This is a genomic window from Dermabacter sp. HSID17554, from assembly GCF_003989295.1.
GTDB classification, from domain to species: Bacteria; Actinomycetota; Actinomycetes; order Actinomycetales; family Dermabacteraceae; genus Dermabacter; species Dermabacter vaginalis.
The window spans coordinates 62,246-83,090 of sequence record NZ_RBLW01000007.1 but is presented as its reverse complement, the minus strand read 5'-3'; the positions used below and the strand labels follow the sequence as shown (position 1 = coordinate 83,090).

The 20,845-nt window shown below is 64.6% G+C and carries 15 protein-coding genes and 1 tRNA gene; 8 read left to right on the top strand and 8 right to left on the bottom strand.

Annotated features, from left to right (window positions below; genetic code table 11):
* Window positions 1-883 precede the first annotated feature (883 nt).
* Window positions 884-974, bottom strand: a tRNA-Ser gene (locus D8M36_RS09655).
* 106 nt (window positions 975-1,080) lie between these two features.
* On the opposite strand from D8M36_RS09655, the gene D8M36_RS09650 reads away from it, so the two are divergent.
* Window positions 1,081-3,264 carry a S9 family peptidase gene (locus D8M36_RS09650; RefSeq protein WP_126848549.1) on the top strand — a complete coding sequence of 728 codons (2,184 nt, stop codon included), beginning with the start codon at window positions 1,081-1,083 and terminating at the stop codon, window positions 3,262-3,264.
* Window positions 3,265-3,270: 6 nt separating this feature from the next.
* Here D8M36_RS09650 and D8M36_RS09645 read toward each other — a convergent pair whose 3' ends face one another.
* The 5 genes from D8M36_RS09645 to D8M36_RS09625 form a co-directional block, all read right to left on the bottom strand.
* Window positions 3,271-4,125, bottom strand: coding sequence for a MetQ/NlpA family ABC transporter substrate-binding protein (locus D8M36_RS09645; RefSeq protein ID WP_126848547.1), 855 nt, complete (start codon window positions 4,123-4,125; stop codon window positions 3,271-3,273).
* 156 nt (window positions 4,126-4,281) lie between these two features.
* Window positions 4,282-4,986 carry a methionine ABC transporter permease gene (locus D8M36_RS09640; RefSeq protein WP_126848545.1) on the bottom strand — a complete coding sequence of 235 codons (705 nt, stop codon included), beginning with the start codon at window positions 4,984-4,986 and terminating at the stop codon, window positions 4,282-4,284.
* Complete coding sequence (locus tag D8M36_RS09635) at window positions 4,983-5,996, bottom strand: methionine ABC transporter ATP-binding protein (protein ID WP_126848544.1); 1,014 nt, start codon at window positions 5,994-5,996, stop codon at window positions 4,983-4,985. Before D8M36_RS09635 ends, D8M36_RS09640 begins: the two co-directional genes overlap by 4 nt.
* 99 nt (window positions 5,997-6,095) lie before the next feature.
* Entirely contained in the window at window positions 6,096-8,321 is a 2,226-nt protein-coding gene (locus D8M36_RS09630; RefSeq protein ID WP_126848542.1) for a hypothetical protein, read from the bottom strand.
* A 77-nt stretch (window positions 8,322-8,398) separates the two neighbouring features.
* Complete coding sequence (locus D8M36_RS09625) at window positions 8,399-8,863, bottom strand: nucleoside deaminase (RefSeq protein ID WP_126848553.1); 465 nt, start codon at window positions 8,861-8,863, stop codon at window positions 8,399-8,401.
* 103 nt (window positions 8,864-8,966) lie between these two features.
* Between D8M36_RS09625 and upp the strand changes: the two genes are divergently transcribed.
* From upp to D8M36_RS09590, 7 genes are all read left to right on the top strand, one after another.
* A complete protein-coding gene (upp, locus tag D8M36_RS09620) occupies window positions 8,967-9,605 on the top strand; it encodes a uracil phosphoribosyltransferase (RefSeq protein ID WP_065247102.1) in 639 nt (212 codons plus the stop codon).
* A gap of 406 nt (window positions 9,606-10,011) precedes the next feature.
* On the top strand, window positions 10,012-10,782 hold the full coding sequence (locus D8M36_RS09615; protein ID WP_126848540.1) for a winged helix-turn-helix domain-containing protein: 771 nt from the start codon (window positions 10,012-10,014) through the stop codon (window positions 10,780-10,782).
* A 434-nt stretch (window positions 10,783-11,216) separates the two neighbouring features.
* Entirely contained in the window at window positions 11,217-12,728 is a 1,512-nt protein-coding gene (locus D8M36_RS09610) for a MinD/ParA family ATP-binding protein (protein ID WP_126848538.1), read from the top strand.
* Entirely contained in the window at window positions 12,689-15,898 is a 3,210-nt protein-coding gene (locus D8M36_RS09605; protein ID WP_161970249.1) for a DEAD/DEAH box helicase, read from the top strand. The genes D8M36_RS09610 and D8M36_RS09605 overlap by 40 nt, the downstream gene beginning before the upstream one ends.
* Entirely contained in the window at window positions 15,895-16,662 is a 768-nt protein-coding gene (locus tag D8M36_RS09600; protein WP_126848534.1) for an SWIM zinc finger family protein, read from the top strand. Before D8M36_RS09605 ends, D8M36_RS09600 begins: the two co-directional genes overlap by 4 nt.
* Complete coding sequence (locus D8M36_RS09595) at window positions 16,631-18,262, top strand: serine hydrolase domain-containing protein (RefSeq protein WP_126848532.1); 1,632 nt, start codon at window positions 16,631-16,633, stop codon at window positions 18,260-18,262. Before D8M36_RS09600 ends, D8M36_RS09595 begins: the two co-directional genes overlap by 32 nt.
* A gap of 5 nt (window positions 18,263-18,267) precedes the next feature.
* Window positions 18,268-19,098, top strand: coding sequence for a spermidine synthase (locus tag D8M36_RS09590; RefSeq protein ID WP_126848530.1), 831 nt, complete (start codon window positions 18,268-18,270; stop codon window positions 19,096-19,098).
* A 12-nt stretch (window positions 19,099-19,110) separates the two neighbouring features.
* Here D8M36_RS09590 and D8M36_RS09585 read toward each other — a convergent pair whose 3' ends face one another.
* Both D8M36_RS09585 and D8M36_RS09580 read right to left on the bottom strand, forming a co-directional pair.
* Window positions 19,111-20,253 (bottom strand): protein kinase domain-containing protein, encoded by a 1,143-nt coding sequence (locus tag D8M36_RS09585; protein ID WP_126848528.1) that lies wholly within the window; start codon window positions 20,251-20,253, stop codon window positions 19,111-19,113.
* Entirely contained in the window at window positions 20,250-20,831 is a 582-nt protein-coding gene (locus D8M36_RS09580; RefSeq protein ID WP_101686522.1) for a hypothetical protein, read from the bottom strand. The genes D8M36_RS09585 and D8M36_RS09580 overlap by 4 nt, the downstream gene beginning before the upstream one ends.
* Window positions 20,832-20,845: the final 14 nt, after the last annotated feature.

Sequence of the window (20,845 nt, the reverse complement as noted above, 5' to 3'; positions counted from 1 at the left end):
ATAAACAGACACACTATTGAGATATCAAACAACATGCGCACCCAAACACCCGCACCCACCAGAGCACTTCGTTTTGGAGCAACCCCTACAACTTACCGAACCAGGCCCACCCCGTCAAATCCATGCCGCGTGATCCGCAACACCAACAAGAGTGAAAACCCAGCCCACCAAGCCAAAACGCGCCACACACAAACCAGTCTCAACCAGTCCGCATCCGCCGCATCCCTTCCGGGGCAACGAGGAAAAACACTACGCCCCACACCACCCCCACGCAACCCCACACCACCCATTCGTGGCCCACACCATAAATGTCATCTGAAAGGCCCAATTCTTTCGCCCAGTTAGCGCCTTAGGTCACAGGAAAGACGGGGACTACGGCCTGATCGACCGTAGTCCCCGCTTGCGCTCGTGAAGGTTGCTATCGGTGCTCTGCGTTCTCTCCTATGCCCGCGAACCCGTAGCAATCTCGGTTAGTCGTGCGACAGCCTCGTACGGAAGTCCCCGCCCGTGGCGTACGACGTTTGAGTGCCGTGACGCGTCACGGAGTCGGAGGCATAAAGGCGCGCCATGCGCATGGCATATTCGATGTCTTCGGTTTCAACCCAGTAGTGGGAGAAGCACCTGAGCAGCCTTTAGCACGTCGTCCATGTCATCGACCGGCATCCTTGAAAGAAGCGAGAGCCCCGTTTCCTTGGGGACCACGAACTCAGCCCCACGGATCTTGTCGAGGCGTCGCGATCTCTCACCTTTGATCCATGGTGGTCAGCTCTCGCCATTGCGCACCACTGAATCGTTGTTCGCACCGAGCCTCGGCCAAGGCGAGCGTCACCTGTACACAAAAACGAGCCACAACCTTCGTATCAAAGGCTGTGGCTCGTTTCCGTGGCGGTAGCGGCGGGATTTGAACCCGCGGTACGGGGTTGCCGTACACAACATTTCGAGTGTTGCACCTTCGGCCGCTCGGACACGCTACCGCCGAACACTTTACCGATTCGTCGCCTCTCGTCAAAGTTCGAGCAACCTTGTGGGAGGCAGGTCACGCGCAGGCGACGCAAACGTCAGGACTATAGGGTTGTCTCCATGACTGAGAACACTCCCCTTAAACCGCCGGTTCCGGCGAAGAAACCCATCGAGCGTACGCACCACGGCGACACGGTCGTGGACAATTTTGACTGGTTGCGCGACAAGGAAAATCAGGAGGTCCTCGACCACCTGAATGCCGAGAACGCCTACGCTGACCAAATCCTTGAGCCGCTTCACCCGCTCCGCGACCGCATCGTCGAGGAAATCAAGAGCCACACGCAGGAAACCGACTCCTCCGTGCCCTATCGCGATGGCGACTATTGGTACCTCGCTCGCACACGCGAGGGTGACAACTACCCGCGCTTTAGCCGCGTCGCCCTCGCAGATAGCCCCGAGCGTCCCGTTGTCGATGCCGAAAGCGACGAGCCGCTTCCCGGCGAGCACGTGTATCTCGATGCGCAAGCACTCTCGGAGGGTACGGAGTTCTTCCAGCTCGGCGGCCTCACCATCAACGATGCGTCGAATCGCCTCGCTTACAGTGTGGACACCTCGGGTGGTGAAGTCTACGAGCTCCGAATCGTGGATCTTGTGACCGGCTCTGTCATCGACGATGCGGTCAAGGACGTCGCCTACGGTCTCGAGTTCTCCCTCGACGGCTCGGAAATCGTCTACGCGAAAAATGACGAGGCCTGGCGTCAATGCGAAATTTGGGTGCATACGGTTGGCACACAGGCGTCGGACGACCGCCTTTTGTTCCGTGAGGACGACGAAAAGTTCACGACAGCAGCCGGCGCGAGCCGCAACCGGAAGGCCCTCATCATCGAGACGGCCTCACGCGTCACCTCTGAGGCGCTCGTGACGTCACTCGAGAGCCCGATTCAGCAGCCGCGTTCGATTGCCGGTCGCGTCGAAGGCATCGAGTACTCGGTTGAACACGCAGGTGATCACTACCTCGTGATCCACAACCGCGACCACAAGGGTTTTGCCCTTGCGCGCCAGGAGCTCGATGCGAGCGGCGCCGAGGCGCAAGAGACCTGGCGCGAAATTCTCGCCCCCGCAGAGGGGGAGCGCATTGAGGCGGCCGACGCTTTCGAGAGCCACGTCGCCATCACCATGCGCGCGGCGGGGCTGCCCACCGTGCGCGTGCTGCAGCGCGACCAGGTGAGCGGCGAGCAGAACGCCGAAAGCAGCACGGGGTGGGATACCGCCTCCGCATTCGACATTTCGCACGGCGGTGAGCTCGATGCGGTCTATCTCGCGCACAACCGCAATTGGGACGACGAGACGATCCGCTACACGCTCGATTCGATGCTCACGCCGACGACCGTCGCGCAGATTCCCGCCTCGGGTGGCGAACCGGAGATCCTCAAGGAAACTCCCGTTCCGAACTTCGATCGCACAAAGTACGTAGAAAAGCGCCTGTGGGCGACGGCCCACGACGGTACGAAGATCCCGATCTCGCTCATGGCCCGCGCCGACGTTGAGCCCGACGGGACGAACCCCGGCTTCCTCTACGGCTACGGAAGCTACGAGGTGCCGATCGACCCGAGCTTCTCGGTGTTCTGGCTAAGTCTCATGGACCGCGGCGTGGTCGTCGCGATCGCGCATATTCGCGGCGGCGGCGAGATGGGCCGTGAGTGGTACGAGAGGGGCAAGAAACTCACGAAGAAAAACACCTTCAGTGACTTCGTGGAGTCCGCGCAGTTCCTCGCAAGCGAAGGCTGGTTTGACAAGAACCGCATCGCCGCGGAGGGCCGCAGCGCGGGCGGCCTGCTCATGGGCGCGATGACGAACCTCTCTCCGGAGACGTTCCGCGTTGTTCTCGCGGGCGTGCCGTTCGTGGATGCGCTCACGACGATCCTCGACCCGAGCCTCCCGCTCACGGTCGGCGAATGGGAGGAGTGGGGCAACCCGCTCGAGGATCCCGAGGTGTACCAGTACATGAAGGAGTACACACCGTACGAGAACATCCAGAGTGTGCAGTACCCGGCGGTTCTCGCAACGACGAGCCTCAACGATATCCGCGTGTTCTACGTCGAGCCCGCCAAGTGGGTGGCTCGCCTTCGCGAAGAGACCCGCAACTACGAGGGCGGCGAGGCGATCCCCGCCCACCCGGTTCTCTTCAAGTGCGAGATGGTTGCCGGCCACGGTGGCCGCTCGGGGCGCTACGCCCGGTGGGAGCAGCGCGCCGAGGAATACGCCTTCGTGCTCGATCAGCTCGGGGCGACCGAGCTGATCTAATTCCCCTTAGAAAGCGGGGATGACGGAGCCGTCGGTGTAGGTCTTCTCAATGAAGGCCTTCACCTCGTCGGAGTGCAGGAGCTCCTCGAGCTTCTTGAGGTACTCGTTTCCGTCATCCTCGCTTCTCCATACGAGGAGGTTCGCGTAGGGGCTGTCTTCTCCCGGCTCAAGGAAAAGCGAATCCTTGTTGGGCTTCAACCCTGCCTCGAGCGCGAAGTTGCCGTTGATCACGGCGGCGGCAAAGTCTCCGAGCGAACGTGGGATCTGGCCCCCCTCGAGCTCGGTGAACTTGAGGTTCTTGGGGTTCTCCTTGACATCCTCGGGCTTGACGAGTGCGTCCTCGGGTGCGTCACCGAGCGAGATGAGACCCGCCGATTCGAGAAGCCTCAGGCCACGCGCGGTGTTCGCGGGATCGCTATTGAGTGCGATCTCGCCGCCTTCGGCGATCTCCTCGATGCTCTTCGCTTTCTCCGAGTACAGGCCAAGAGGTTCGATGTGCACGCCCTTGCCGGCGGTGAACTTATAGCCGTTTTCTTCAATCTCGTTCTTGAGGAAGTTCGGGGTCTGGTAGAAGTTCGCGTCGATGTCGCCCGCCTCGAGGTCTTTGTTCGGCAGGATGTAGTCGGTGTATTCGACGATCTCGATGTCAATGCCCGCGTCTTTCGCGAGCTCGTCCTTCACATACTGAAGAATCTCGGCGTGAGGAACGGGTGAGGCTCCGATCTTGAGTGAAGAGTCCACGCTCGCTTCACCGCTCTTACCTCCGGTACCCGGCGAGTTCGACACGCATGCGCTCAAGAATCCGAGCCCCGCGAGGCCAGCGGCCGAGGTGAGAAGGGTGCGACGGTTGAGGTTGGTCATGATGGTCTCCTTTTGGTGTTCTCGATTGGCTCTAGCTTGCACTGCGTGCGCACCTGGGCGCGAGAAATGTGACGGTTCGTGACATCGGCGCGGGGGTGCGTGGGTGCGTTGGGGCGGGGTCCGACGTCGGACTGCCCTCAACCGTTTCCGCGTGCGTTAGCTCTTCGCTCGGTGATCAACCGCTCGCGCGGCCCAATCCCCCACGACCTGCACAAGCACCACGAGGAGAATAAGCACGACGACGGTGGTGATCATGACCGTGTTGTTGTAGCTCAAGTATCCCTTGCGAAATGCCAGGTCACCGAGGCCACCGGCGCCGACGGTGCCCGCCATCGCGGTGTAGCCGACCACGCCAATCGTTGTCGTGGTGATGCCGGCGATGATACCGGGAAGTGCCTCGGCAACGAGTACGTGGCGGATCACCTGGAATCGACTCGCCCCCATCATTTCAACTGCCTCGAGTTTGCCCGCGGGGATTTCCCTGAGCGCCGTTTCCACGAGACGGGCAAGGAAGGGAACGGCGGCGATCGTGAGGGAGATGATGGCGGCGTTTGGTCCCGTTCCTCGCCCGACGATCGCTTTCGCGAGTGGCAGGAGAGCGATGATGAGGATGACGAAGGGGAAGCTGCGCAGCACGTTCACGATGAAGCCGAGCACCTGGTAGGCGATGCGCGCAGCGCGGTTGCGGGCCCTCGAGAGTTCGAAAAGGCCGATCCCGAGGGGGATGCCGATGACGATGCTCAGCACCATGGTCCACGCAACCATGTAGATCGTGAGGCCCGTGTTGATCCACAGCGAGTTATTCGTGCTCGTGGAGGTGAAGATCGGGTCGGAGAAAAAGTCCTGAATCCACTGGGTCATGGCTGCACCTCCACGGCGACGATGTTGTTATCGGCGCAGTCCTGCACGAATTTGGCGAAGCCCGGCGCACTAATGGGGCTGTTGTCGGCGTTGCGGAGCGCGAGTTGCACGCGGCCGATTTGCTGGCCCTGGATCGTTTCAATCGAGGCGGCGACGACTTCCGCGAGCGCATCGTGCTTCTCGGTGAAGCGCACGATGTCATTCACGTTCTTGACCGCTGGTGATTTGCCGTAATCGAGGTTCACGATCTTCGCATCGACCCCGGTGGGGGCGGGCGGCAGCGGAATGAGTTCTTTTGCGAGGCGACCGAACGGGTCGGAAGCGACGTCGAGAAGCGTTCCGGTCTGCACAACTTTTCCGGCGTCGAGGAGTGTCACGTGATCGCAGATTTCGCGCACGGCGCTCATCTCGTGGGTGATGAGAAGAACCGTAATGCCGAGGCGGCGGTTGAGGTTCTTGATGAGGGACAGGATCTGGCGCGTCGTCCCGGGATCGAGCGCGCTCGTGGGCTCATCGCACAAAAGCACCTGGGGGCGGGCCGCGAGGCCGCGTGCGATACCGACGCGTTGGATCTGCCCGCCGGAGAGCTGCGCCGGGTAGTTGTTTTCGCGACCTTCGAGACCCACGAGTGTCACGAGTTCCGCGACGCGCTCGCGAATTTTTCCGCGGGACCAGCCGGCGATCTCGAGCGGATGCGCGATATTGCGTGCGGCAGTGCGGGAATCGAGCAGGTTTGCGTGCTGGAAAACCATGCCGATCTTCCGTCGCGCGGCGCGCAATTGAGGACCGTTGAGGGCAGCGATATCGGTGTCGCCGATCCGCACGGTGCCGCTCGTGGGCTTTTCGAGGCCCGTGAGGCAGCGAATGAGCGTTGATTTACCGGCGCCGGAGCGGCCGACGATGCCGTGGATCTCGCCGTCGGCGACATTCAAGGAGATGCCGTCGAGGGCGCGAACCTCGGCACCGCCGGTGCCGGGGAAAACTTTGGTGAGTCCGTCAAGTGTGATCACGCGCTCCAGTATCCGTGAAACGCGGCGCGATGGCAGATGTCAGTTCATGAAAGGACACACAGTTCACACGCGCCGGCCTTGGCCGGAGCACGCAGACGCCTACTGATTCTGGGGCGGCTGCTGCTCGTTCTGCTGGTTGCCCTGCCCGTAGCCGTAGGCCTGTTCGGGGGTGAATCCGGGCGCCTGAGGGGCGCTCGGCTGACCCTGCGGGTAGCCCTGCTGGGGCGCCCCTTGCTGCTGGTTCAGCTGCTGACCGTACTGCGGAGCGCTCGGCTGGCCCTGCGAATAACCCTGCTGAGGAGCACTCGGCTGGCCCTGCGGGTAACCCTGCTGAGGAGCACTCGGCTGGCTCTGCGGGTAACCCTGCCCGCTCGGCTGCTGGCCGTACTGCGGTGCCTGATTCTGCTGCGGAGCACTCGGCTGCCCCTGCTGACCCTGCGGGGCCTGCTGCCCGAAGTTCTGCGCCTGGTTCTGCACGTTCGCCGCGAGGGCAGCGAAGTCCACCTTTTTCTGCTTCACCTCGGTTGCGGGATACTCCTCGTTCGCACCGTGCTGCTTGTGCACAAAGCCGCCGATGATGCCGGGCACGAACGCCGTGCAGAACGGGGCGATGAAGCGAGAGATGACCTCGATCAGGATGCCCACGATCGCGGCGATGAACGGCGTCGCGAGGCTTACACCCGCGTGCGCATCGCCCTCAAAGTTCGCGAGGCCGGCGGCCTCCAACACCTCTTTTGCGCCGCTTGCGCCGTAGCTCGTGTTGATCGTCGCAAAAATGATGCCGATGACGCTCAGCACGAAGAACACGGCGGGGAGCGCAGCCCATGAGGTCACGGTGGCAAGCATGTTGCCCTGCACTCGGCGGCGGGACTTCGCCCATACTCCCGCAAAGACGAACATGAGCACAAACGCGAACGGGATCGCCGGAAGGATCATCCACCAGTGCGGGAGGGTAAACACGGAAACCATGTCGTCTTCATGGTTGAGCAAGAGGCCGGCGTATTGACCGTTGCCCGCGGCGTAGTTCACGGGCGAGAAAGTCACGAGGCCGAAGTGGGTGAAAAGTACCGTCAAGAGTGTGGCTGGAAGCGTAAGGACGAGCATGACGAGCGACTTGAGCGTGTCGCCGAAGTGCCCGTCGTTGATGGCGGTGATGAGCACAACAAGCACGCTGCTCAGCGACCCCACGATCGCTGCCGTCACGGCGTACAGAAGCACAAGCTTCGCTGCATCGAAGTATTCACTCACAAGCGGCCACTTCTTCGGCAGGGCGCGCACGCTGTAGCGGCCAGCCACAAGCGCGAGAGTGAGGAGCACGAGGATGCCGAGGAACGGAAGGACCCCGGCTGCGTGAAGACTCAAGTGCGACTCATACTTTATGCCGTAGGCATCCGTCTTGTCGCTCGCCCGCACGGCAAGAGCCCACGTGAGAAGGGTCGACACGAGCGCAACGGCAAAGCTCGCCATCACGGCTTGAACCCAGATCGCGACAGCGCCTTCGTTCGGCCTACGTTTGGCAACGAAGCGCGACGCGAAGAAAGCGCCGACGAGCACGGCAGCGAGAACCAGGAATGGCACGAGTCCGAGGTGTGAGTAGGCGGTGAGGGTCGCGTCGTCCTGACCGGCGAAGTTCCCTTTGACGGTCGAGCTATTCGTGTACGAGCCAAGGAAAGCCATCGACACGACCTGGAAGGGAGCGCCGAGAATGTAGAGGAACTCGGGGGTGTCCGGATCCACTTGGCCGCCGGCGGCGGAGGCGAGGCCGGTCTTCGGGTCGGGAACGATGCTCGGCATGTCGAGAACCATCGACCCGAGAATGGGCAGGCCCACCACGATCGCGGCCACGATGAGGCCGGTGACGTACGAGGCGAAGGCAGCGCCCAGCGTAGGCAGCGGATTACCGATGAATGACGCGGCCTGGCCAAGCTGCTTGCCAAAATCGGCGCCCTGTTGGCCCTGTTGGCCCTGTTGGCCCTGGTGATTCTGCGGGTTCTGCTGACCCGTCTGGAATTGCCCCTGGTGCGGCTGGAACTGTGGGTAGCCCTGAGGCGCGCTCGGCTGCCCCTGCGGGTACTGCTGCGGCGCGCTCGGCTGACCCTGCGGGTACTGCTGCGGCGCGCTCGGCTGACCCTGCGGGTACTGCGGCGCGCTCGGCTGGCTCTGCGGGTACTGAGGTGCCTGGTACTGGGGGGCGGATGGCACAGCTTCCGACGCCTGCTGGGCGTTCGGTGCCGCCGGGGCCGAGGGCGCCGAAGGCGGAACATTCGAGGGAGTGCCCTGGCCGTCGCCTTGAGGCACATTCTGCTGCGGGGGGTTTTCTGACATGTCAATCCCTTGCTCGTCGGCGCACGCGCTCGTCCTCTTTTTACGCGTGTGTCACGGGCATCATCGTACGGGACTTTTTACCCTTCGCGTAGCCCCTTGCGTCGTTCACGTAAGGCGCGAAAAAAATCGCGGAGCATATCGCCGCATTCTTCGGCTCTCACGCCCGTGGTGAGTTCCACTCGGTGATTGAGCCTCTCTTCACGAACGAGGTCGTAGAGCGACCCGGCCGCTCCCGCTTTGGGATCCATCGCGCCCACGACAAGGTGCTTGATGCGGGCAAGCACAATCGCACCCGCGCACATCGTGCAGGGCTCGAGGGTCACGGCGAGGGTACAGCCGCTCAGGTTCCAGCGCCCGCGCACGCGGGCCGCTTCGCGAAGGGCAAGGATTTCGGCGTGGGCGGTGGGGTCTTCATCCGCTTCCCGACGGTTGCCGGCGCTCGCGAGGAGCCTTCCCTCTTCGTCGTACACGGCGGCACCGATGGGAATGTCGCGGCGTGGTGGCGTTGAGGCGGTGCGCGCTTCGTCGATCGCGGGCTGCATGAGCTGGTCCAATTCGAGAACCGAGTGTGTCACGCGCGCCTCGCTTTCATGTTTGGGCCCTGTGGCCGCGCCGGATCGGCTTTCATCGTAATAGGCTGGCCTCATGCGCGTATTGAACATTGACCACCCGCTCGTTGCCCATAAGCTCACCGTCCTTCGCGATAAGAACACTCCGAGTTCCGTTTTCCGCCAGCTCGCCGATGAGCTCGTCACTCTCCTCGCGTACGAGGCGACTCGCAATGTCGCCGTTGCTCCCGCGGAGGTCGAGACCCCTGTCGCGACGACGGTTGGCCGTAAACTCACGGATCCAAAGCCCATGGTTGTGCCGATTCTCCGCGCGGGCCTCGGCATGCTCGATGGCATCACTCGCTTGCTTCCCACGGCCGAGGTGGGTTTTCTCGGCATGGTGCGCAATGACGAAACCCTCGAGGTGACGACTTACGCCAACCGCCTCCCCGATGACCTCACGGGCCGCCAGTGCTTCGTGGTGGATCCGATGCTCGCCACGGGCCACACCCTCATCGCCTCCGTGAACTACTTGCTCGAAAAGGGTGCCCGCGACATCACGTGCGTCACCCTCCTGTCGGCCCCCGAGGGCATCGCAACGATGGAGCAGAAGCTCGATAAGAACGCCAACATTACGGTGGTGACCGCGGCGATCGACGAGAAGCTCAACGAAAAGAACTACATCGTTCCGGGCCTCGGCGATGCGGGCGATCGCCTCTTCGGAGTCGTCGACTAAGCTCCACTCTTCTCTTGTGCACGGCGCCGGCGCGGCGCGCGTTCCCCACGAGCTGATTCCCCCCAAATGTTTCAGTATGTGAACGCCCACTTGCGCCGGCGTCATTCATGTTTCACACTTGTGGCATGACATTCCATGCCGCATCGAACATCAACGAGGGGACCGCTTCGGTCTCCCGTTTCATGATGCGCGGCATGATGATGGACATGGCGATGTCCATGATGCAGGGTCAGCCGCGCCTCTAAGCGCACTGCAAAAAGCCGGCTGACAGGAGCCGGCCACTGGGCGTGGGCTCCAGGTGCCCACCGGGAGCACGCCTCGCACGCGAGTTCACTTCACTCCCCCGCGAGATCCCGGATTCCTCATTCTTTTCGCGCCACGCGGCGCCGCATCCTGGAGAATCGCCATGACCGTTGCTTTTGATCGCCCCCTCGCTTCCGCTTCGACCCGAACGGTGAGCGTGACGCTCACCGTTGAGCTTCCCGCTACGAGCCATCCGCGTGAGGTCACGCTTCTCGCGGATTCGCTGCGTGCCCACGCCCACTCGCTCGCCACCGCCAAAGGTGGAACCGCGCACGTGCAGGTGGCGTCGGAACCCGGACCCCGCCCCGCCCGTTTTACCGCCGTGCCCGGCCAGAGCGCGACCGCTTCGATCCCGCCGCGCCCCGCAGGCAAACCGCAAGCGCTGCGCCCGCGCAAAGCCGGAGTCGTGTCACCGAACGCACCCGCGAGGCGCGATGCCGAAGCTGCGCGTTTGCGTCTGCTTCAGTCACGCTCGGTGAGTCCGGTCAGTGCTCCGGGGGCGGCGAGCGCGCTCAGCCCCGCGAGCCCATCGCTTCCCGGGCGCCGGGGGGCTAGCCTCGCACAGCCGTCACTCGTGATCGACCTCTTTGGGCGCCGCGTACGGATCGACGGTGAGGACGTGGATCTCACCCATCGCGAATTCGAGCTATTGGCGTATCTTGCCCGCAAAGCGCGCTGCATCGTTTCGCGCGAAGAACTCATGAGCGAGGTGTGGAACTCGGCGGGCAGCGATGCCGGCGAACGCACCGTTGACGTGCATATTCGCCGCGTGCGCAACAAGCTGGGGCGCTACCGGAAGCTGATTTCGACGGTGCGCGGATCGGGCTACAGGCTCGAGCTTGGAAGCGATGTCGCGCTTTTGGGAACGAAGTAGAGAGCCTGCGCAAGCACCGAGATTAACAGACGAACGGACCGGAGCGCGCACAGATGGGGCTCACGGTCCGTTCGCTGGCTCCGCGGGACGAAGGGGGGAGGTCCCTGCGGAGCGGCGATCGGGTTCGGGGGAACTGCCGATCGCCAGGCCGCACGCGCAAGGGGGTGAGCGCTGTGCGGCGGCTATGTTCCGGCACACGTGCCGTGCTTATGCCGCTCATGCGACGCCGGAATGCCGCGGAGCGGGCAACGCCGGTACTCCAATTCTAAAACACATTGGGGTAAAAGTGAACTCAGATCGACGCCTCACGGCGGCGGGTTCTCCACGAGTGATTCACCTCGCCTCCCCTCGTTTAAGGTGGGGCCGTTACGATGGGAGGTCAGGGCGCGCAGGCGCCTTTCACCAGCATCCACACATTCGCAGCGAGGACCTTCATGATTGCTCACGCACGCATCGTTTCGGCGAAGGACGCCACGATTCAGTTCGCCGACCGCGCCGAACGCATCGAAGGCGAGAGCAGGAACGAGGTGCGCACCGCCATCAAGCACGCCTTCGTCGCAGAAGCTCGTAAGCAGGACGGCCCGATCGATGTCGTCATTTTTGATGGCCCGGCAACCCACAATCTTCGCGTGGAACCCAACGGCCGGATCCAGCCGCGTGAGGCGGACTCACGCCCGCTGTATGCCTCGAGCGCCGCGATGCCTGCCGCCGCAGGTCAAAAGCGAGGGCGTCATTCGGCACTGAGTGCCACGACCCCCGCTCCCGCGAATGCCCCACGCCAGGCAAGCGCGTCCTCCCCCAGTTCGGCGAGCGCTGCCTCCGCCGCGGCTCTCGCCGATCTCCAGAAGCGCCTTGCCGCTGCGGAGGAACGCCCCGCTGCTGATTCCACGTCGTCTCCCGCGCCGCTCGAAGCGAAGCATCATGCGGAAGGCGATGTACTTAAACCCTCCACTCCCGCGAAGCCGCACGAGCCGGTTGTGGCACCGAAACGCGAGCTCCCGCAGGACGACAACCTCCCTACCCTCGATGACCTACGTGCAGGCAACGACGCGCACCGCAAGCCGGTCGCCACACGAGGCTTCAACAAGTTCATCCGCCAGGCCACCTTCGGTCTCATTAAGCCCGGGCCCGGCCGCGCCGAGCGCCTCGAACTCGATCAGATTGAGCGGATCCGCAAGCGGCTTGACGCACCGAAGAACATCGCGGTCGTGAACCTCAAGGGCGGCGCCCACAAAACCACGAGCGTGCTCATGCTCGCCGCGACCCTCGGCATGTTCCGCGGGGGAAGCGTGCTCGCATGGGACAACAACGAAACGCGAGGCACCCTCGGCTGGCGCGGAATCCCGAGCGAGCACCACCTCACGGCCCTCGACCTTCTCCACAACCTCGATCACTTCGCGGGCCCGGATGCGCGCGTGGCTGACCTCGATAAATACGTGCGCCCGCAAGGCGACATGAACTTCGACATTCTTGCTTCCGATGAGGATCCGGGCTCGGCCGCGTCGATCGACGGCGATGCTTTCAATCGCCTCAACGACACGCTTTCGCGCTTCTACCGCATCAAGGTCGTGGACACCGGCAATAACGTGCGCGCCTCGAATTGGCTCGCCGCTGTCGAGGGCGCCGATCAGCTCGTGATCGTCTCGACCGTTCGCGAGGACACCTTCAACGCCGCGGCGTGGATGATCGATGAGCTGCGCATGACGGGCCACAAGAAACAGGTCGAGAACGCCGTGACGATCCTGTCGCACTCCTCGCGCGGCAAGATCGACCGCGTGCTACGCAAGCGCCTGCTGCATCACTTCGGTGCGCACACGCGCGCCGTGCTCGAAGTTCCGTTCGAGCCGCACTTCGTGGATGGCGGAAGCCTCGAATGGGCCAAGCTCTCGAAGGAGACGCGCGAGGCGTGGATGAGCGCAACCGCGACGGTCGCCGACGGCCTCTGAGCACCACGGGCACTCACGAGACGCAGCCGAGGCCCGCTCTCGCGTATCGTTCGTGCACGCTCCACCTTCACGCTGATGCCTCGCTCGGCGTGAGCCTGTGGGCCCACGCGACCGACTCCGAGCGCCGCGCGCATACGCTCGACGCTCTCGAACCTGCACTCACGGCGCTTTCTCCCGAGGGCACTCGACCCGCGCCACTTGCTCCGATCGGGGCGTGGCTCGCGCGGCCCATGCGTCACGTGATCGAGGTCGAGCTCCTTGGCCGCCGCACGCGCGTGCGCACGCTCGCGCTTGAAAGTGCGCACCTCGCTGAGCTCACCACGGCGCTGCGCACACGCATCGCTCACCTCGCACGCACGTCGGCAACGCCGAGAGATACGAGCAAGGAGGGCATCAACCGCCTCATCGGTGAACTCGCCGAGGCCGGGCGCCCGCTCGACCTCGGCGAGGGAATCCTCCTCGCGCCCGAAACCCTCGCGATCCTCAACCTCGACTCGCATGCGAGAGCGATCGTCGACCGGCGTGACGTCGTTCCCGGGCCCGAGAGCGCCCACGACACCTCGCGAGTGCGCTGGCGCCTCGCCCCGGGGCTCGCAGTGGGTACTTCCCCCGTTCATCCCGCGCTCGAACACCTCGTCGACGCCCACGCGCGCGTGGCCTTCACACGCTTGCGCACGGAACATGAACGGGCGGGAAAGCTCCCGGGCGCCGAAGAACTCGCGGGCCTCGACCCCCTGGGGGCGGCGCTCCTCGATGCCCTCGACACTAGCGACACGCTCCTCGCCCTCGACACCGTCAGCGACCGCCGCGTGCGTAAAACCCTCGATTCCTTCGTGGATTCGGCGCTCGCCGGAGTTCTCTTGAGCGAGAGGCAGCCACGCCTCACGGTGCGCGTGCGCGAGGCGGAACAAAAGGGGTACGACGCCGGCTCGGCAGCCGTCGGACTCCGTGTGTACTCCAGTGCCGACCGCTGGCAGGTCGAGGTGTGCCTCGCGGAAACGTCGGGCCGCGTGCACCTGCTCGGGGAGCTCGTGAACGCGGGCGACCTCACGAGCGTGGGTGCGCTCGAACACGCCTCCCACGTGCGCCGTCTTTCTCCGACGCTTGCGGCGATCCACGCCGAGCCGGGAGGGCTCACGTGGAACCTTTCCACGAAGGAGCTTTCGCGCTTCCTCACCGATGACGCGGCCGTGCTCGAAACCGAGGGCATCGTGGTCATGCTTCCGCGTGAATGGACGAAGCAGCGCGTGAGCGTGGTCGCGACGGTGGCAACGCCGCAGGAAGACCCCGAGAACCGCCCCACAAAGTCGGTGGGTCTCTCGGGTGCCATGGCGTCGTTCGAGTTTGGCGTCGCGGTTGGCGAATCGATGCTGAGCCCCGACGAGCTCGAGGAACTCCTCGAAGAGCAGCGCGAGCTCGTGAACATCCGCGGGCAGTGGGTGCGCCTCGATTCCTCGACGCTGCGCGCGGCGACGGCATTCCTCCAGGGCGCCCGACGGGTGGCGGCGGCGAACCCGCGCGAGGGGGCGCGTGAAGTGCTCACCGACGTGCAGTTCCGCGGCCTTCTTACCGAGAGTGGTCTCGAGAATCTTGACCTGAACGTCGAAGCGGCGACGAACAACGGCGACGAGCTGCTGTTTGGCACCGATAAGGTTTCCGTTCCCGCGCTTCCCGCCCCGCGCACGCTCAAGGCGACGCTTCGCCCCTATCAAAAGCGCGGCCTCGATTGGCTCACGTTCCTCGATTCTCGCGGCGTGGGTGGGATCCTCGCCGACGACATGGGCCTCGGCAAAACGATGCAGGTCCTCGCGTTCCTCGCGCGCGAACGCGAGAAGCTCCCCCAGATCGGCCCCACGCTTCTCGTGTGCCCCATGTCCGTCCTCGGTAGCTGGCAGCGCGAGGCCGAGCGCTGGCTCCCCAGCCTCGACGTCCACATTCACCACGGCCCCGATCGACTCCACGGCGAGGCGTTCCGCGAGCGCGCTCGCGCTTCCCACCTCACGCTCACGACCTACGCGCTCGTCGCACGCGACTTCGATGACCTCGCCTCCGCAAAGTTCCACCGCGTGATCCTCGACGAAGCGCAACACGTCAAGAATCACGACACCGGCGTCACGCAGGCCGTCAAGGCCCTTCCCGAGGGGCGGCGCCTTGCTCTCACGGGCACGCCCGTCGAGAACGACCTCACGGATCTCCACTCGATCCTCTCGATCACCACGCCGGGTTTGCTGCCGAGCGAGGCCGCGTTTAGGGAGAGGTTCGTCAAGCCGATCAACGAAGGCAACCAGGCCGTGCAGGAGCGCTTGAGCCTGTTGACGCGCCCCTTCATCCTGCGGCGCGTCAAAACGGATCGCAGCATCATTTCGGATCTTCCCGACAAGCGCGAAGAGCGCGAGCTCGTCAACATCACCGAGGAGCAGGCCGGGCTCTACAAGGCGCTCGTCGAGGACATGACGAAAGAGCTCGAGCAGCTCGCAAAAGTTTCTGACCCCCTCGCCCGCGACCGCCGGCGCCGCACGATCGTGAGCACCACGATCATGAAAATGAAACAGGTCCTCGGGCATCCGGCGCACTTCCTCGGCGACGGCTCTCCCTTGCTGGATGCCGCTGGCGAGCACAGAAGCGGCAAGCTTGAACGGCTCGACACGATCCTCGAATCTGTCGTCGCGAGCGGCGAGAAGGCCCTCATTTTTACGCAGTTCACGGCGTTTGCTCCGACGATGCTCCGGCATTGGGAGGCCACGTTCGGGATCCGCGTGCCGTTCCTCCACGGCGGCATCTCGAAGGCCGAGCGCGACGAGATGGTACGCGAGTTCCAAAACTCCCCCGGCACCCCGGGAGCGATGCTCCTTTCGCTCCGCGCAGGCGGCACCGGCATCACCCTCACCGCTGCGAACCACGTGATCCACCTGGATCGTTGGTGGAATCCGGCCGTCGAAAACCAGGCCACCGACCGCGCCTTCCGCATCGGTCAAACCCGGGATGTTTCCGTCCACAAGCTCATCTCGATCGGAACGATCGAGGAGAAGATCGACGATGTGCTGCGCACCAAGCTCGAGCTCGCAGAGCACACCGTCCGCTCCGGCGAAGGCTGGCTCACGGAACTCAGCAATGAGAAACTCGCCGAGATCGTCGCGCTCGGCGACGCGCGGAAGGACAGGCACTCATGAGCATCGAGATGACCTCGAAACGCGGCGCGATCGGCGAAAGCTTCCTCGCGACCGAGTTTCTCGCACGCGCGGAGGTCCAGCTCGGCCGCACACGGCTCGCGGCTGGCAAGCGGCTCGCGCGCGCGGGCGCCGTCCAATGGCTCGACGTGACGCCCGGGCACGTCAAGGCAGAGGTCTCCACCGCGATCGACGGGACGCTCACCCATCCGCAGCTCGACTTCGGGCCGCGCCTGCCTCACGACATCGACGCCCTCGCCGCGCGCGCCAAGCGCGACCCGCACGAGATCCTCGCCGTCCTCGCGGGAACGTACGACAACGCCGACGAACGCACCCTCGATCGCGAGGGCCTCTCCCTCCTCCCAAGCGCCGAACTCCCCCTCTCCTTCGGCTGCACGTGCCTGCGCTGGCCCGACGTGTGTGAACACGTGTGGGCGCTCGCCGTCGCCTTCACCGAGCACATCGACCGGGCACCGGCGGATTACCTTGCGCTTTTGGGGTTGGACGTGGAGAAGCTTCACCTCACGAAAGCGGCGTCCGACGCTCCCCCGGCAACCGTCGGACCAGATCCCCACGTGGAGACCCGCACCCGTTTTGATCCCGCGCGGCTCGAGTCCGAGATACTGGTGAGAGCAATGAGCGAAGAGGCCGCGGCTCTCGTGGCGGCGTTCTACGCTGAAGCACAAAGAGGCGGCGACGTGCCGCATACCGAGACGAAAGGACGGGGCCAGGGCGATGGCTCACGAGCTGACACAGGAGACGATTGACGCCGTCGCGGCGATTTTTGACAAGGCTGTCGCGGAGCACCGCATGGCGGGCGTCGCGTGGGGCATTGCGTCGGGCGGTGAGGTGCTCGCCTCGGGTGGTGCGGGCTCAAGCGCGCTCGCGGGCGGCGAAAGTGCCGAGGGTGCCTTCACGCCTCGCGTCGATTCAATCTCGCGCATTGCGTCGATGACGAAGTCGTTCACGGCCGCGACGATTCTCGCGCTTCGTGACGAGGGCAAGCTGCGCCTCGATGACCCGATCGCGACCTACGTTCCTGCCGCCGCGCAGATCGGATCGTTGAGCGAGGATTCCCCCGCCCTCACGCTTCGTCACGCCCTCACGATGTCCGCGGGCTTCGTGACGGATAACCCGTGGGGTGACCGGCAGGAGTCGATGAGCACCGACGAGTTCGATGAATACATCGCCGGCGGTCTCTCGCTCATCGCCGAACCCGGCTGCGGATTCGAGTATTCGAACACGGGCTTCGTGCTCCTTGGACGCGTGATCGACGAGGTCACGGGCGTGAGCTTCCGCGACGAGATTCGCCGTCGTTTTATCGATCCGCTCGGAATGAAGGACACGGTGTTCTCGCTCGCGGAGATGACCGATGACCAGCGCTCGCGCGTGCTCACGGGTCACCGCGTGGGCGATGGCGAGGGCGCGAAGCGCTTTGAAGAGGTCGATTTCGACACTCCCGGCGCCTTCGGCGCGATGGCGGGGCTCTTCTCGACCGTCGCCGACGTCGCAAAGTGGACGGCGTTCCTCGCCGAGGTGGGCGTTCATGGCGCCGACGGCATCAGCGACGACTCGCGCGCGATGCTCTCGCCGGCTTCGCGCCGCGAAATGCAGGAGATTCACCGCATCCAAGAGTGGCCGGTTCTCGAGGATGGAAACGGTTTCGGTCGCGTTCGCGGCTACGGCTACGGCCTCGTCGTCGAGAAATTCCCGAAGCTCGGCGATGTCATCTCCCACTCCGGTGGGTATCCGGGCTACGGCTCATACATGGTGTGGCTGCGCGGCACGGGCCTGACCGTGATCGCCCTCGCGAACTCCAAGTACGCGCCCGCGATCCCCTGCTCCCTCGATGCGCTCGAGGCGATCCGCACCCACCAGGCCGAACTCGTCGACGCTCCGAAGCGTGAACTCGCGCCCACCACGCGCGACGCCCTCGAGAAGGCTCTCGCGTGGCTGCGCAAGGTCGAGCTCGAAGGCCAGCCGACGGCCCTCGTGCCGAGCGGCTCGGCGCGCACCGTGCTCGCGAACCGCGCCGAGCAGGGCGTGAGCGAGGAAAGCGACCCGCTTCTCGCGCTGTTTGCGACCAACATGGATCAGGACGTCTCGCGCGCCGAACGCGTGCGTCTGCGTGACGCGGCCCTGCGGATCGCCGGCCTCGACCGAGCCGACCTCACGCTCGAGAAGGCTGCGAGCCTGAAGGTGCTTTCACCGTTCCAAGCGGTGTGCACGTTCGAGGGTGAAAGCGGGAAGGTCCTCATCGACCTGCTCATGGATCCGCGCAAGAACTCCCAGATCCAGGCGCTCAACATCAAGGGCGAGTCGAAGGACAAGGGTGAGGCCTCGGGCGCCGCACCCATCGGAATCTAAGCGCAATGCCGCACATCCACCTCGAGGTGAGCGACCTCGATGCCGCCCTGGTCGACGACCTCGACTGGGGCGGCACGATCCTCACGATCGGCGGGCACGAGCAGTCTCACGTCAATCCCGCCGATCCAAGAGAGATCCGCTACGAGTACTTGAGGCGCATCGCGAACGTTCTCGACGAAGGATTCGAGGCGGGCGCGCCGATCACCATTCTTCACCTCGGCGCAGGCGCGCTCACACTCGCGCGATACGTGCAGGCCACGCGCCCGGGAAGCATGCAGCTCGCGGTCGACATCGAACCCCGCCTCGTCACGTTCGTGCTCGAGAACCTGCCTCTTCCAGCGGGCACACGCCTCGAGCACCGCGTGGGCGATGCCCTCGCACAAGTGCGCGCACTCTCGCAGGAGCACGCGGGCCCCGCCTCCGCCTCGAGCGGCGAGGTCCGACGGTTCCACGCCGCCGTCCTCGATGTGTTCAGTGGGAAGGAGACCGCGCCTCACCTCGCAACTGCTGACTTTTACGGCGCGGCGCTCGACGTGCTCGACGCGGAAGCTGAGGATCCGGGAGTGCTCCTCGTCAACATCGGCGACGACGAGCCCCAACGCTTCCTCGACGCGCAGGCGCGAGAGCTTCACGCCGCGTGTGCCGAGCGAGGCTACCCCGAGCCGTGGATTCTCACCGATGCTCACGTCGCGCACTCCCGTGCGACGGGCAACTCGATTCTCGTGGCGGGCCCCCTCACGGCTCGCGAGGATTTTATGCAGATTGTCTCGCGCGTGCGGGCCTTAGGGCCTCATCCCGCTGTCGTGGAGCCGTGGCGCGACGTCCTCGGCGGTTAGCTCCGCCGCGCTTTACAGGAAGCCAATGAGCGTGAGCGAGGCGAAGGCGCCGGCGCCGATCGCGATCGTCATGCCCGCGATGATCGCGGCCCACCCCACGAGAGTCATCCGGTCATAGCTGCGCGCACGCTCACCCAGCCCGCGCTTTCCGGTGCGAATATCGACGTCGTGCTCATCCGGGCTCGACGGCACGAGTGAAACCGCGGGGGGCATCCGTCGTTCGGGCGGATCGAACGGCGCCTCGACGTCATCCACTTCTTCGATAATCGCGGCGCTTGGGGGCCGCTGCGGCACGGGCGACGGCACGGGCTCAACGGTGGGCGGTTCCCCCTCGTACGGATCGAAATCCTCCGGAATATCCGGCATGAGGTCCACAATTTCTAGCGGGGAACCGTCGGAAAGGAGAACCGGGGCGCCGGGTTCTACGCTCGGGAGCTGCGTGAGCGCTTCACGAGCGCTTGGGCGCTCGTCGGAGCTCTCGGCGAGCATGGCGGAAAGCGTGCGCGCAAGCGCGGGGGAAAGATGTGCGGGAACCGTGGTGTCGTTGAGCGCGGAAGGACCGACGAGCGCGAACAGGATCGACGCGGCGAGGGCGTAGACATCACTCGCGGCCGTATCGACGCTTCCCAAAACAACCTCGGGCGCGCGGAAGTTCTCCACGGTCGCGGCGTCGAGAACGGGAAACTCCGCGGCTTCGTGGGCGGGGATCGCAGCGCTCATGCCTGCGAGAACGCTAAACACGGGCGGGCGATCCTCGCGGAACATGATCGTGTCGGCACCCACGCGGCGGTGCACCCAGCCTGCCTCATGCATCGTGGCGAGAGCCTCGAGCATTTGCGTGAGAACTGCAAGAGCTGCTGATTCCCCGAGTGTGCCACGAAGGCTTACGACCTCCGCGAGGGTGCCACCTGACACGAGCGGCATTGCCACGACCGCCTCGGACTCGTCCATCGCATACGGGGAAAGAAGATGCGGGTGGGCGAAGGCGCCGTCGGAATCTTCGAGTATCCGCCTCGCCGAGACCAACTGCCCGTCACCCAGAATCTTGAGCGCACACTGATCCTCGCGCTCGCAGTCCCACGCACGCCAGACCTCGCCCGTGCCTGAGCGCTCGACCAGGTCGATCCGCACGAAACGCTTGCCGCAGGCGTTCATAGGCCACCCTGCCCACGCGTGCGGGCACGCCCGATGAGGGTCTGGAGATCCTCGAGTCGGCGTTCCCACCACGACTCAGGCTTCACGCGCTCGAGGAGTTCATCGAGCTCGGGCGCGAGATGCCACACGTGAAAATCCGCACCCGAATCCGCGGGTGGGCGCGCGGCGCTGGCAAAAATCCGCGCGAGAACCTCGCCAGTGCGATCGCATTGAAGCTCGACTCCCGTGACCGCCGGGTATTGGGCCTCGCGAGCCGCTTCGAGCGCGTACTCCCACGCGGGTGCGAGGTGTTCCTCAAGTCCCTGCACCGAGGCGAGTGGGGCGGGTATGCCTCGATGGGCGACCCACACGCCACGAATGTCGAGCACCGCATCCACGCGGCACAGCCGCTCACCATCAGCCTCGGCCGCGCTCACGTACACGAGGTTGCGCAGTGCATCCACGGGCGTCAGGGGGGACACGAATCGGGCGAGCGGTTCCGCGATTGTCGCAGGCAAAGATCGGCGAAGCGGCGCAGGCTCAGCGCCCGCCAGCTCATTCCCGCTCAGCGACACGTCCTCACCTCCGAGTTCGTCCATCAGTATCGACATGG

What these genes read in the sequence shown, in the direction of transcription:
- D8M36_RS09650 (WP_126848549.1), top strand. Translation starts at nt 1,081, where the DNA reads ATGACTGAGAACACTCCCCTTAAACCGCCGGTTCCGGCGAAGAAACCC.
- D8M36_RS09645 (WP_126848547.1), bottom strand. Translation starts at nt 4,125, where the DNA reads ATGACCAACCTCAACCGTCGCACCCTTCTCACCTCGGCCGCTGGCCTC.
- D8M36_RS09640 (WP_126848545.1), bottom strand. Translation starts at nt 4,986, where the DNA reads ATGACCCAGTGGATTCAGGACTTTTTCTCCGACCCGATCTTCACCTCC.
- D8M36_RS09630 (WP_126848542.1), bottom strand. Translation starts at nt 8,321, where the DNA reads ATGTCAGAAAACCCCCCGCAGCAGAATGTGCCTCAAGGCGACGGCCAG.
- D8M36_RS09625 (WP_126848553.1), bottom strand. Translation starts at nt 8,863, where the DNA reads ATGCAGCCCGCGATCGACGAAGCGCGCACCGCCTCAACGCCACCACGC.
- upp (WP_065247102.1), top strand. Translation starts at nt 8,967, where the DNA reads ATGCGCGTATTGAACATTGACCACCCGCTCGTTGCCCATAAGCTCACC.
- D8M36_RS09615 (WP_126848540.1), top strand. Translation starts at nt 10,012, where the DNA reads ATGACCGTTGCTTTTGATCGCCCCCTCGCTTCCGCTTCGACCCGAACG.
- D8M36_RS09610 (WP_126848538.1), top strand. Translation starts at nt 11,217, where the DNA reads ATGATTGCTCACGCACGCATCGTTTCGGCGAAGGACGCCACGATTCAG.
- D8M36_RS09600 (WP_126848534.1), top strand. Translation starts at nt 15,895, where the DNA reads ATGAGCATCGAGATGACCTCGAAACGCGGCGCGATCGGCGAAAGCTTC.
- D8M36_RS09595 (WP_126848532.1), top strand. Translation starts at nt 16,631, where the DNA reads ATGGCTCACGAGCTGACACAGGAGACGATTGACGCCGTCGCGGCGATT.
- D8M36_RS09590 (WP_126848530.1), top strand. Translation starts at nt 18,268, where the DNA reads ATGCCGCACATCCACCTCGAGGTGAGCGACCTCGATGCCGCCCTGGTC.
- D8M36_RS09585 (WP_126848528.1), bottom strand. Translation starts at nt 20,253, where the DNA reads ATGAACGCCTGCGGCAAGCGTTTCGTGCGGATCGACCTGGTCGAGCGC.
- D8M36_RS09580 (WP_101686522.1), bottom strand. Translation starts at nt 20,831, where the DNA reads ATGGACGAACTCGGAGGTGAGGACGTGTCGCTGAGCGGGAATGAGCTG.